A 12989-nucleotide genomic window follows, 5' to 3' on the forward strand; every position below is an offset into this window, starting at 1 on the left:
CTAACCGATCCTTAACCATAACAATGCATGAAGATCGTGGTGAAAATCGCGGTCGAGCGGCGCGCCTTCCTTTCACCAAGATTACGCCGGAGAACGCCGCTCGGGCGCGTCGAGGGCGAACCGATCCGAACCCAATGGGGCAGGGACCGACGGGACGATGCGCATGAACCGGACACATGACAGGTCCGGCTTCCTAGGGACCGAATTCATATGGAAACACTGACACTTGCCGCCCCCGGCGGCGAACTCTCCCTCTGGGCTCTGTTCTGGCAGGCCGGCTGGGTGGTGAAACTGGTCATGATCGGGCTGCTCGCAGCTTCGATCTGGACCTGGGCAATCATCATCGACAAGGCGCTGGCTTATGCCCGCGCGCGCCGCGCGCTCGACAGGTTCGAGGAGACCTTCTGGTCGGGGCAGTCGCTCGAGGAGCTCTACCGCACGCTGGCAGACCGCAAGACGAGCGGCATGGGCGCAATCTTCGTGTCCGCCATGCGCGAATGGAAGAAGAGCTTCGAAAAGGGCGCGCGCTCGCCGATCCAGCTGCAGACGCGCATCGACAAGGCGATGGATCTGGCGCTGACCCGCGAAATGGAAAAGCTGGAAGGCCGGCTCGGCTTCCTGGCGTCCATCGGTTCCTCGGCTCCCTTCATCGGTCTGTTCGGCACGGTTGTCGGCATCATGACCTCGTTCCAGGCGATTGCCGGTTCGAAATCGACCAATCTTGCCGTGGTGGCGCCGGGCATTGCCGAAGCGCTGCTGGCGACGGCAATGGGTCTTCTGGCCGCCATCCCCGCGGTGATCGCCTACAACAAGCTTTCGTCGGATGCGGCCAAGCTCGGCAACCGGATGGAAGGCTTTGCGGACGAGTTCTCCGCCATACTGTCGCGGCAAATCGATGAGAAGGTGCTGCACAAGGCAGCCTAGCGGTTACCAGCAGGAGCGTATTCGATGGCAATGTCTGTCTCTCAGCCGGGCAGCCGCGGCGGCCACCGCCGCCGGGGACGGCGGAACCAGCTGATGTCGGAGATCAACGTGACGCCGTTCGTCGACGTCATGCTGGTGCTTCTGATCATCTTCATGGTGGCAGCGCCGCTTTTGACGGTTGGCGTGCCGATCGACCTGCCGGAAACGCAGGCCAAGGCGCTGAATTCGGAGACGCAGCCGATCACCGTGTCGGTCAATCAGGAAGGCCAGATCTTTCTGCAGGAAACCGAGATACCGCTCGACGAGGTGGTGCCGAAGCTGCAGGCGATCGCCCAGACCGGCTATGACGAACGCATCTATGTGCGCGGCGACCGGTCGGCCGACTATGGAACGGTGATGCAGGTGATGGCGCGCATTTCGTCGGCCGGCTACCGCAATCTCGGCCTGGTCACGCTCCAGGAACAGGACCAGTAGGTCGCCGCTCCCATGAAGACCGGGCTTACAGTCTCGACGGTCGCACACGTAGCGCTGCTTGGCTTCGGCCTTGTGGCGCTTTCGGCGCCGCAGGCGTTGGAAGTGGCCGATGTCGAGGCGTTTCCGGTCGATATCGTACCGATCGAAACGATCACGCAAATCCAGCAAGGCGAGCGCAAGGCACCTGTGGCGGAGCGCGCAGCGCCGACGCCGACCGTGCGGCCGGAGCCGGTGCCGATGGCCAAGAATGTCGGCGACAACGATACCGACCTCAAGACGGCGGCCGACGCGGAAGCCAGCAAGCGCGAAGTGCAGACGGCAGCGCTGCCGAAGCCCGAGCCTGTGCCGACGCCGGCAAAGCCGGCCGAAGTGCCCGTCGAGAAACCGAAGAGCGACCCGACACCGGTGCCGGCTACTGAAGTCACTCCGGAACCGCAGCCGCGCCAGGAAGTGACGCCGGATCCCGCGCCCGAAACAGCGGTGTCGGAAAGCCCGGACGCCGAGGCGGTCAAGCTGCCCGAGCAGGCACCGTCGCCGCAGTCGCGGCCGCAACCGCCGCAGGCACAAACGGCCAAAGCGCCGCAGCGCCGCGACGCGGAGAAGCCGGCCGAACAGCAGGCAGCCCGTCCGCAGAACCAGGAACGGTCGTTCGATGCCGACCAGATCGCGGCGCTGCTCAACCAGGAAAAGACCAAGGGCGGCGGCGCATTGCGTTCAACCGAACAGGCGGCACTGGGCGGCGAGCGCACGACAACCGGCCAGAAACTCACCCAGAGCGAGATGGATGCGCTGCGCGGCCAGATCCAGCGCTGCTGGAACGTGCCGGCAGGAGCGCTCGAGGCGGAGAACCTGAAAGTTTCGGTGCAGTTCAAGCTTGACCGCAGCGGGGCGCTGGAAAGCAGTCCCGAGATCGTGGCGGGCGGCAATGGCGGCAGTGTTGAGCGGGCGGCAGCGGAATCGGCGCGGCGCGCCATCCTGCAATGCGCGCCCTACAATCTGCCGGGCGACAAATACGAAGCGTGGGCGGATGTGATCGTCCATTTCGATCCCAGCGATATGTTCTAGGCTGGAGCCTGCGGACAATTGAAAGGTGTTTTGCGAATGAGACGTTTTCTGCGCAAGCTGACCGTGATCTTGATGACCGTGGCAGCGGCAGGGATAGGCGGCATGCTTCCGGCCCATGCGGTGCTGGAGATCGACGTCAACAAGGGCGTCGTGGAACCGCTGCCGATCGCGATCGCCGAGTTCCTGTCAGCCGACAATGCCGGCGCCGATATCGCGGCGGTGGTGACGGCCGATCTCAGGCGCTCGGGTCTCTTCGCTCCGATCGACAAGGCTGCCTTCATCGAAAAGACGTCCAACCCGGATGCCGCACCCCGCTTTTCCGACTGGACGGTGATCAATGCGCAGGCGCTTGTCATCGGCCGGGTGACGCAGGAGACCGACGGACGGCTGAAGGTGGTCTACCGTCTCTGGGATACCTATGCCGGCCAGCAGCTGGTGGGCGAGCAGTTCTTCACCGACCGCGCCAAGTGGCGCCGCGTGGCGCACATCATCGCCGATTCCATCTATGAGCGGCTGACCGGCGAGAAGGGCTATTTCGACACCCGCATCGTTTATGTCGATGAGACGGGACCGAAAAACGAGCGCGTGAAACGGCTGGCGATCATGGACCAGGACGGCGCCAACCAGCGGCACCTGACCGACGGACGTGCGATCGTGCTGACGCCGCGCTTTTCGCCCAACCGGCAGGAAATCACCTACATGTCCTACGAGAACGGGCGGCCGCAGGTCTATCTGCTGCAGCTTGAGACCGGGCAGCGCGAGCTGGTGGCGAACTTTCCGAACATGACGTTTGCGCCGCGTTTCTCGCCCGACGGACAGAAGGTCATCATGTCGCTGCTGCGCGACGACGGCAATTCCAACATCTTCACGCTCGACCTGAGAAGCCGCAACACGACGCGGCTGACCAACACCAATTCGATCGACACCTCGCCTTCCTATTCGCCGGACGGGTCACGCATCGTGTTCACCTCCGACCGCGGCGGACGAGCACAGCTTTACGCGATGGGCGCGGATGGCAGCAACCAGCAGCGCATCTCGTTCGGCGACGGAACCTATTCGACGCCTGTATGGTCGCCGCGCGGCGACCTGATCGCTTTCACCAAGCAGACCGGCGGCGAGTTCCAGATCGGTGTGATGCGGCCGGACGGTTCCGGCGAGCGCATCCTTTCCAACGGCTTCCTTCAGGAAGGTCCGACCTGGGCGCCGAACGGCCGGGTGATCATGTTCTTTTCCGAGAATGCGGGTGCGGGCGGGCCGCGCCTGCATACGATCGACCTGACCGGGCGCAACAAACAGACGATCGAAACGCCAAGCTTTGCGTCGGACCCGGCCTGGTCGCCGCTTCTCGAGTAGCGGCTCTCAGCTTTTCGCCGGCCAGGCGCGGTGGATGTCGTCGATGATGAGCTCGTGGCGATGCGTCCCAACACCGTCATGACGGTCCAGGTGCGGATGGTCTGGCGGCAGATCGGGATGCGCATGCGTAGCCTCGCGCGGATCGCCCGCCGGCCACACGATGGCGGCGGCGGCGACGCCTAGAAGAGCCAGAATGCCGAGCACCAGCATCGCAACGGGCAGGCCGAACGCGACGCCGACCCAGCCGGCGAGCGGATAGGTCACCAGCCAGCAGGCGTGTGACAAAGCGAACTGCGCGGCAAAGACCGCCGGCCGGTCTTCGGCGTGGGCGGAGCGACGCAGCAGCCGGCCGGACGGCGTGAGCAGCGCCGAATAGAAGACGCCGCTGATTGCCCAGATGGCGAGGAAGGCCGGCCAGCCGGTGCGGCCGACACCGAGCAACCAGAACGCGTGCGCCAGGGTGATCACGCTCAGCGCGAGCGCCGAAGCGATCATGACCGGCCGGTCGGACAGGTGCTCCAGCAATCGGGGAAGCGAGAGCGCGCCGATCATCGAACCGACGCCGAAGGCGCCGAAGGCGATTGCCACGTCGGTTTGGGTGCCGCCAAAGCCGGCTTTGACCACGACCACTGTATTGACGATGACGAAGGCGCTGGCGGCAGCGGCCGCCATGTTGAGTGCCAGCAGGCCGCGCAGGCGCGGCGTCGCGAGATAGATGCGCAGGCCGCGTGTCAGCCGCTCAACGAAACTCTGGCCTGCTACGGCTTTTCTCGCCGGCAACGGCGCCAGCCAGACCAGCAAGGCGGAGCCCAGAAAACCGGCGAAAGTGCCGCCGAAAAGCCAGTGGTAGCTGGTGACGAGCAACAGGAGGCCGGCCAGTGCCGGGCTGAAAAGGTTTTCGAGCTCATAAGCCAGCCGTGAAAGCGAAAGCGCCTTGGTGTAGTCGGCCTCGTCTTCCAGTATGTCGGGGATGGTTGCCTGAAAGGCGGGCGTGAAGGTCGCGGACGCCGCCTGCAGCACGAATATCAGCACATACACCTGCCAGATCGACCCGATGAAGGGCAGGCACAGCGCGACGGCGGCGCGGATCAGGTCGGCGCCGATCAACAGGGCCTTGCGCGGCAGCCGGACGGCGATCGCGTTGGCGACCGGAGCGAGCGCCACATATGCGACCATCTTGATGGTGAGCGCCGTGCCCAGGACCGCGCCTGCGCGGTCGCCAGCAAGATCGTATGCCAGAAGGCCTAGCGCGATCGTCAAAAGCCCGGTGCCCGCAAGGGCGATGACCTGCGCGCCGAACAACCTTGCATAGGCGGTATTTGAAAGAATGCCGATCATGGCGCGATTGTTATGACGCGGAAAAACCTTTGAAAAGGGCGCCGGCCGGGGCGTGAGGGTTGTGCCTGGCTTGTGCCGGCATGGTTTGGCCCATTTTATGCCGCATTATCCGCTCAATTGGCCCGTTCGGTGCCATTTCGCGGATTCGGGAAAAAACTTTTCGTTAACCCATTCCCTTGAGTAGCGGTTAACCGACCCATGGTTACTGAATGCTCAAGGCAGACATTCAAATTCGAAGGAGAGGCGGCCATGAGCCGTAGCATGTCTTCAACGCGCCTGCCGGTCATGATCGCCCTAGCGGCGGTGCTGGCCGTTGCGGGCTGTGCATCGCGGAACCAGGTTCCGAACAACGCGGCGGAGCTTGGCCTCGGCGGCGCAAACACTCCGGGCTCGTCGCAGGACTTTACGGTCAATGTCGGCGACCGGATTTTCTTCGACACCGATTCCTCGGCGATCCGCGCCGACGCGCAGGCCACGCTGGCGCGTCAGGCACAGTGGCTCAACCAGTACCCGAACTACTCGATCACGGTTGAGGGCCACGCGGACGAACGCGGAACGCGTGAATACAACCTGGCGCTGGGAGCGCGGCGCGCTGCCGCCGCACGCGATTTTCTGGTCAGCCGGGGCGTGACCGCTGCCCGCATCAAGACGATTACCTACGGCAAGGAGAGGCCGGTTGCGGTGTGCGACGACATTTCCTGCTGGTCGCAGAATCGCCGCGCGGTGACTTTGCTTGGCGGTCAGTCGAGCTAAGGGCGGCACATTGTTCGCATTCAAAGGGCGGCCGGGTGGCCGCCCTTTGTGCATTGGCAGGCAACAAAATTTGGCCGAAGTTGCACGGCTTGATAAGAGCTTCTTTTCGACGGGCCGAATTGGGCTTGGGTCCGGAATCTGAACGGGATTGCGATGTATAAGGCCATGATTTTCAGCGGCGTATTTGCCGCGCTCGCCGTATGCGGCGGCGGCGCGAATGCTGCACCTTCACATGAACAACAGGTCGACCGTCTGGTCACATTGGGAGGCGCGCTGCTCGGCCAGCGTCAGCCGGTGCCGAAGATCCGTGCGCCGGGTCCGCGCATGCCGGAGCAGGGCTATGTGCAGCTGGCGCAGGCAGGCGATCCGCGGGTCATCCAGCTCGAAGAGCAGGTGCGCCAGCTCAACGGGCTGGTCGAGGAGCTGAACTTCCAGGTGCTGCAGATGCAGGATCAGCTGCGGCGCATGCAGGAAGACAACGAGTTCCGGTTTCAGGAGCTCGAAAAGGGTGGCGCGCAGCCGGCGATGCAGAAATCCGACAACAGCAATGTTGAGGAAATCATCGAGAACACCGACGGCACGACCGAGACAGCCTCGGCGCCGGCTACACCGCCGCGTACGCTGGGCAGCGTCACTTTCGACAAGGACGGCAATGTGGTTGGCGCGCAGGTCGACGACAACGGTCTGCCGGGCGTAGAAAATGGCGTACCAAGCACGGACGGAACACAAGTGGCTGCGCTGCCCGAAACATCCGATCCGGATGAACTCTACCGGTCCGCATATGAGTTTGTGCTGGCGGGCGATTACGATGCGGCGGAAGCCGGGTTCCGGCGTCATGTCGAAGCGTTTCCGAACGACACACGCGCGGCCGACGCCCGGTTCTGGCTTGGCGAGGCGTTGCTCGGTCAGGAGAAATATCGCGAAGCGGCGCAGGTTTTCCTCGGTGCCAACCGGGACTATCCCGACGCACGCAAGGCGCCGGAAATGATGCTGAAGCTCGGCGTTTCACTGGTCGCGATGGACCAACGCGATGTGGCGTGCGCAACGCTTTCGGAAGTGAAAAACCGTTACCCGCAAGCCTCCACCGCCGTGCTGGAGCGCGTGAAGGTCGAGCAGGCGCGAGCTTCCTGCTGAGGTTGGCGGTCGGGTGGACAGTATTTCACCGATGACCGGTATGGCGCGATCGACGCGCCCGAATGGCGGATTGCCGCCGATTCCAGAATTCGACGAAGATTTCGACAGGCTGGCGCTCGCCGGCCGCGATTGTGTTGTGCTTGCCGTTTCCGGCGGCAGCGATTCCATGGCGCTGATGCAACTTTTCGCCAGCTATGCGCGGCGCCAGTTTCCGTCGCTGAGGCTGGTTGCCGCAACCGTGGATCACCGCCTGCGCGCGGAGGCTGCTGCCGAGGCGCGGTTCGTCGCCGAAGCTGCGGCGCGCCTTGACATGGAGCATCGGACACTCGCCTGGGATGCCGCAAAGCCAGCGACCGGACTGATGGAAGCGGCGCGCGAGGCCCGCCACAGGCTCTTGTCCCAGGCCGCCCAAGAGGCGGGTACAGACCTCGTTCTTGTGGCGCATACGATGGACGACCAGGCCGAGACGGTTGCCATGCGCGCGGCGCGCGGCGAGGGCGGGCGGGGTGGCGCAGGTATCGCCGAGGCAACGCTATACGACGGTGCGACATGGTTTGCTCGACCGCTGCTTGGCGTGCGGCGAACGGCATTGCGCGATGCGCTAAAGCGTGCCGGCGGCGGGTGGATCGACGACCCGAGCAACGAAGATGTTCGCTATGAGCGCGTGCGCATGCGGGCAATGCTGAACAATGAAGAGATCGACTTATCTGGCGAAGCGGCATGCGCTGCGGCCGAGCTGCGGCGCGCGCTGGGCGACAACGCAGGCGCGTTGATCGACCGGTATTCAACTATGCCGATGCCGGGGCTGATCAGGATCGACCCGGCGATGTTGGATGCTCCCGAAAGGAGCGCTGCGATCTACGCGTTGCGTATTCTGCTTTCGACGGCAGGCGGGCAGACATTTCTGCCTGACGAAGGGCGAAGCGCGCAGGCTCTTGCCGCGCTCGCAGAAGGGCCGGCGCGGCTGACGCTGGCAGGCGCGGTGGCGGAACGCAGCAGCGGCGGGGTTTTCCTTTATCGCGAAAACCGGAACCTGCCGGCGCGTGGCGCCATATCGCCGTTCTGGGATGGACGCTATCGTATCGGGCTCCCGGACGGTGCCGGGATGGCGGTTGGAGAAACGGACGCAAGCGCGGTAGAGGCGCATGTGAAAGAAGCGCCGGGCGATGTGCCGCCCCGGCTTGCGCGAGCGGCGGTTGCGCGGCAGCCGGCTGTCTGGCGCGGCGGTGAGTGTATCGGTCTTGCCGGAGACGTTGAAGGTACTACATGCGAGCCGGTCGCAGCGCCCTGGGCGCGATATCTGCCGTCGTTCGATCTTGCTCCGGCGCGGGCGGTTTTTTCATTGATCGGTGCGCGCGCCGTGTCCGAACCTCCGCTCAACGGGCGAAGCATGCGCGGAACTTAACCGAGACTAGCGGTCGCGCTTGGCAATCCACCGGGCGCTCCCTATGTTTAGAAGAGAACGGGATCAACAGATTTGGCCGTTCCCCCAACCTAACCGGGACACCTCATGAATCCGAACTATCGCAACCTTGCGCTGTGGGCCATCATCGCGGTCCTGCTGATCGCGCTTTTCAACCTGTTCCAGCAGCCGCAACAGCGCGGCGCTTCGCGCGAAATCGCGTATTCGGAATTCCTGCAGCAGCTCGACAATGGCCGCATCCAGTCGGTGACGATCACCGGCGACAGGATCTCGGGCACCTATTCGGATTCCAGTTCCGGGTTCCAGACCTATTCGCCAGGCGACCAGACGCTGGTGCAGCGGCTTGAAGACCGCGGCGTGACCATCAACGTTCGCCCCGAAAGCGACGGCTCGAATTCGATCTTCGGTTATCTGATTTCATGGCTGCCGATGCTGCTCATCCTTGGCGTATGGATATTCTTCATGCGCCAGATGCAGTCGGGCTCCGGCCGGGCGATGGGCTTCGGCAAGTCGAAAGCCAAGCTTTTGACCGAGGCGCATGGGCGCGTCACCTTCCAGGACGTCGCCGGCGTCGACGAGGCCAAGCAGGACCTCGAGGAGATTGTCGAATTCCTGCGCGACCCGCAGAAGTTCCAGCGGCTCGGTGGCAAGATCCCGCGCGGCGTGCTGCTCGTCGGTCCTCCCGGCACCGGCAAGACGCTTCTGGCGCGCTCGGTGGCAGGCGAAGCCAATGTGCCCTTCTTCACCATCTCGGGCTCGGACTTCGTGGAGATGTTTGTCGGTGTGGGTGCCAGCCGCGTGCGCGACATGTTCGAGCAAGCCAAAAAGAACGCGCCCTGCATCATCTTCATCGACGAGATCGACGCCGTGGGCCGGCATCGCGGTGCCGGCCTCGGCGGCGGCAATGACGAGCGCGAGCAGACGCTGAACCAGCTGCTGGTCGAGATGGACGGCTTCGAGGCCAATGAAGGCATTATCCTGATCGCGGCCACCAACCGGCCGGACGTGCTGGACCCGGCGCTGCTGCGCCCGGGCCGCTTCGACCGCCAGGTGGTGGTGCCGAACCCGGACATTATCGGCCGCGAGAAGATACTCAAGGTTCACGTGCGCAACGTGCCGCTGGCGCCGAATGTCGACCTCAAGGTGATTGCGCGCGGCACGCCGGGCTTCTCCGGTGCGGACCTTGCCAACCTCGTCAACGAAGCCGCCCTCATGGCTGCAAGGCGCAACAAGCGCCTTGTGACGATGGCCGAGTTCGAGGACGCCAAGGACAAGATCATGATGGGCGCCGAGCGGCGTTCGTCGGCGATGACGCAGGCCGAGAAGGAACTCACCGCCTATCATGAAGCGGGCCATGCGATCGTGGCGCTGGAAGTGCCTTCGTCCGACCCGCTGCACAAGGCGACGATCATCCCGCGCGGGCGCGCGCTTGGCATGGTGATGCAGCTGCCCGAGGGCGACCGCTACTCCATGAGCTACAAGTACATGGTGTCGCGGCTGGCGATCATGATGGGTGGGCGCGTTGCCGAGGAGATCAAGTTCGGCAAGGAGAACATCACCTCGGGTGCTGCCTCCGACATCGACCAGGCGACCAAGCTCGCCCGTGCGATGGTGACGCGCTGGGGCTTCTCCGACAAACTCGGGCGGGTTGCCTATGGTGACAACCAGGAAGAAGTGTTCCTGGGCCATTCGGTGGCGCGCCAGCAGAACATGTCGGAAGAAACACAGCAGATCATCGATGCCGAAGTACGGCGGCTTATCGATGAGGCCTATGACACCGCGCGTTCGATCCTGACCAAGAAAAAGAAGGGCTGGATGGCTATCGCTGAGGGCCTGCTCGAATACGAGACGCTGTCTGGCGATGAGATCAAGCAGCTGCTGAAGGGCGAAAAGCCCAAACGCGATCTCGGCGACGATACTCCCGCGCCGCGCGGTCCCGCCGTACCGAAGGCCGGTCCGCGCGCCGAGGGCCGCAAGAAGGATGGCGGTGAGCCGGAAGGCGGCATGGAGCCGCAGCCGAGTTAAGGTTTCGCTCAAGAAATGATGCGACTGAAAGGCCGGAGCGTCAAAGCTCCGGCCTTTTTTGCTTGGGCGGCGGGCGGTTGCCCTGCGGTCAGAGATGCGGGGAGACAATCATGCAAAACACCTTTTCGAAACTTGCGGCGGCACTTGTCGTATCTGCCTGGCTTTCAGGACCTTCCGGCGCCCAGGACGAAGTTCCGGCAGAGTTTGCCGGCCTCAGCGAGGAACAGGCCGAAGAAGTTTGGGAGTTCGTGTTCGGCAACGCGCTTTTTGTGCTGATGCATGAGGCAGGCCACATGCTGATTTCCGAGTTCGAGCTGCCGGTGCTTGGACGCGAGGAGGATGCAGTGGATGCCCTGTCCACGATCGTCATTCTGGAAAGCGACAATACGGTCTACGACAACGCGCTGATAGATGCGTCCGACAGCTGGTTTCTGACCGGTGCCGCGGCCGGAGCGGCCGGCGCCGATTTCGAGTTCTGGGACGAACACAGTGTGGAGGAGCAGCGCGCCTACGCGATCGTGTGCATGATGATCGGCCACGATGCGGAGACATTCGGCGGCCTTGAAGCTGTGGAGGAGATGCCGGAAGAACGCCGCGAAAGCTGCGTGTGGGAATATCAGCAGACCGCCTCGAGCTGGTTTCGGCTGCTGGAACCGCATCTGCGCGAAAGCGGCGAGACACCCGTCACAATCACATATGAAGAGGTTTCGCAGCCCGACCTCGCCGTCTATGCGGCGGCATTCCGCGAGGCAGGAATGCTTGAGATGGCGAAGGAACTGATTGCCGACGCTTTCCTGCTCGACAGCGGTATCGACTTCCAGATGGCGAGCTGTGGCGAACCAAACGCGTTCTGGGATCCCGCCGAGCGCACGATCACCTATTGCTACGAGCTGGGACAGGCACACGCGGAGCTGCTGGCGGACTACATGCGCAACGAGGCGCGGTAGGCGCCACCTGCCACCGCTAAGCGCCAACGATGATCTGGATGTAGTCCGGTTCGGTCGCGTGGTTTGTCCAGACCCTGACACGGGTGTCGCGCCGTTCGACAGGCCAGCGTGCTAGCTCCGGGTGGTTGGCATCGAACAGCACAATCTCGCTGTGCGGCGTGGCGATCATCACGTCGAGCCGCGGCTTGCCCACCGGGACCACATCGTTCGCGCCGCCGATCTCGATGCGGATTTCGCCGTCGTGCCACATCCTGCAGCCCACATTGATGCAATCATTGCTTGCAATGTGGTGCTGGCCGGCCCGCGGGGCCGGCACATCTACATTGCGCGAGCCGGCAACGTAGAAGCTGTTGTATTCCAGCCTGACCTGCCGCGAAATCACGCGCATTTGAAACGCCGGTGCACAGATATGGTGACGTGGGCGCCCGCGATCCGGCTGCAGCTGAGGCAACTGGGAATCACCACAGAGGTGGTTCCGAATATCCGGGGCGGGTGGTATTCCGGCACAAAGTTGCCCGATGCGGTTCCCGGTTCTCCGGCGCCACAGCGATGACAGCCCCGCTCCCTGCCTGCCGAATTTACCCGCTCCATCTCATCAACTGTCAACAAGGGCCTCGACATCGAGCCTCCCTCCCATGTCTAAAGTGATTTTCAGCAACGAAACTGACGATTCGAGTCTACTCGACTCAGAGTTGCAGTTATTCTCACATCATTGAGTTTCAGTACAGTAGTTGCGAGATTGAATTGCTCAGTTAATTACATCTTTTTCGACGCGAAATTATTTACTTGAGAGATGCATTCGCGACGACGGTGTCATGGAAGTGTATCTCTGGTTGTGTCTCGTAAAACGAGGGGCAGCTATTCGGACGCGTGAGTCGTGCCTTCCAGCCGTGCTACCACGAACGCCAAATAGGCCTCGGTCTCCTTGCGCAGCCAGTCGCGGTCGGTGCGGTCCTCGGTCACGAGGTAGAGATCGACGAGGGTGCCTATTGTGGCATTGATCATCAGGACTGCGGCCTGCGGCACGTCCACGTCCGGGAGGAACCGGGCGAGAAATGGGGCGAGGATACCGCGTATGATTTCATTCCGGTTGGCGGAAAGGTCCTTGTCCACCGGCCTTGCGGAGCGCATCGCACGCAGCAGCCCGGAATGGGCGGGTATGGCCTCGGCCGCGTCAAGGTAGCTGCGCAGCAGGATGCCGGCGGCCCGGGGCGCGCCGGTGGTCTTCGGCAGTGCGGAAAGGGCGCCGTTGCAGACCGCGACGATACGGCCGACCGTTTCATCGTAAGCCGCCAGCAGCAGGGCATCCCGGTCGGCGAAATAACGGTAGATTGTGCCCACGGCGACGCCTGTCTCGGCAGCCACCCGTGTGGTGGTGACTGCTTCGGGCCCCTCGGCCGCGACGAGCTCTCCAACCGCGTGCAGCAATGCAGCGCGGGTGCGAAGGCTGCGCCTTTGCCGCGGCACTGCGCTGCGGTCAGCACCCTGATTCATAAGTGAAACTCTTTCAGTTTTCTTGACAGCCGTCCAGCCCGGGCGCATCGTGACCGCAC

12 protein-coding genes are annotated in these 12989 nt (G+C 63.4%); 9 read left to right on the forward strand and 3 right to left on the reverse strand.

From position 1 onward, the window contains the following. Positions 1-210 precede the first annotated feature (210 nt). From tolQ to tolB, 4 genes are all read left to right on the forward strand, one after another. Positions 211-924, forward strand: coding sequence for a protein TolQ (gene tolQ / locus EP165_RS08280; RefSeq protein ID WP_127521371.1), 714 nt, complete (start codon positions 211-213; stop codon positions 922-924). Between the two features lie 24 nt (positions 925-948). Further along, complete coding sequence (tolR, locus tag EP165_RS08285) at positions 949-1398, forward strand: protein TolR (RefSeq protein WP_127521373.1); 450 nt, start codon at positions 949-951, stop codon at positions 1396-1398. Positions 1399-1410: 12 nt separating this feature from the next. Further along, positions 1411-2463, forward strand: coding sequence for a cell envelope integrity protein TolA (gene tolA, locus EP165_RS08290; protein WP_127521375.1), 1053 nt, complete (start codon positions 1411-1413; stop codon positions 2461-2463). Positions 2464-2535: 72 nt separating this feature from the next. After that, on the forward strand, positions 2536-3816 hold the full coding sequence (gene tolB, locus EP165_RS08295; RefSeq protein ID WP_245440106.1) for a Tol-Pal system beta propeller repeat protein TolB: 1281 nt from the start codon (positions 2536-2538) through the stop codon (positions 3814-3816). Between the two features lie 6 nt (positions 3817-3822). Here the strand turns inward: tolB and EP165_RS08300 are convergent, their stop codons facing one another. Beyond that, entirely contained in the window at positions 3823-5154 is a 1332-nt protein-coding gene (locus EP165_RS08300; RefSeq protein WP_127521379.1) for an MFS transporter, read from the reverse strand. A 249-nt stretch (positions 5155-5403) separates the two neighbouring features. Here EP165_RS08300 and pal point away from each other — a divergent pair, with 249 nt between their 5' ends. The 5 genes from pal (at position 5404) to EP165_RS08325 (ending at position 11436) form a co-directional block, all read left to right on the forward strand. Next, entirely contained in the window at positions 5404-5907 is a 504-nt protein-coding gene (pal, locus tag EP165_RS08305; RefSeq protein WP_127521381.1) for a peptidoglycan-associated lipoprotein Pal, read from the forward strand. Positions 5908-6060: 153 nt separating this feature from the next. Then, complete coding sequence (gene ybgF, locus EP165_RS08310; RefSeq protein WP_127521383.1) at positions 6061-7041, forward strand: tol-pal system protein YbgF; 981 nt, start codon at positions 6061-6063, stop codon at positions 7039-7041. A 13-nt stretch (positions 7042-7054) separates the two neighbouring features. Further along, on the forward strand, positions 7055-8446 hold the full coding sequence (tilS, locus tag EP165_RS08315) for a tRNA lysidine(34) synthetase TilS (RefSeq protein WP_127521385.1): 1392 nt from the start codon (positions 7055-7057) through the stop codon (positions 8444-8446). Between the two features lie 105 nt (positions 8447-8551). Next, the gene (gene ftsH / locus EP165_RS08320) at positions 8552-10489 is read left to right on the forward strand and encodes an ATP-dependent zinc metalloprotease FtsH (RefSeq protein ID WP_127521387.1); all 1938 of its coding nucleotides are present in this window, start codon (positions 8552-8554) and stop codon (positions 10487-10489) included. 110 nt (positions 10490-10599) lie between these two features. Further along, entirely contained in the window at positions 10600-11436 is an 837-nt protein-coding gene (locus tag EP165_RS08325; protein WP_127521389.1) for a DUF4344 domain-containing metallopeptidase, read from the forward strand. Positions 11437-11452: 16 nt separating this feature from the next. Here the strand turns inward: EP165_RS08325 and EP165_RS08330 are convergent, their stop codons facing one another. Both EP165_RS08330 and EP165_RS08335 read right to left on the reverse strand, forming a co-directional pair. Further along, positions 11453-11824 carry a hypothetical protein gene (locus tag EP165_RS08330; protein WP_127521391.1) on the reverse strand — a complete coding sequence of 124 codons (372 nt, stop codon included), beginning with the start codon at positions 11822-11824 and terminating at the stop codon, positions 11453-11455. Between the two features lie 470 nt (positions 11825-12294). Continuing rightward, positions 12295-12930 (reverse strand): TetR/AcrR family transcriptional regulator, encoded by a 636-nt coding sequence (locus tag EP165_RS08335; RefSeq protein WP_164742984.1) that lies wholly within the window; start codon positions 12928-12930, stop codon positions 12295-12297. Positions 12931-12989: the final 59 nt, after the last annotated feature.

The sequence above is a fragment of the Mesorhizobium sp. Z1-4 genome (genome assembly GCF_004000235.1).
Classification (GTDB): domain Bacteria; phylum Pseudomonadota; class Alphaproteobacteria; order Rhizobiales; family Rhizobiaceae; genus RCIO01.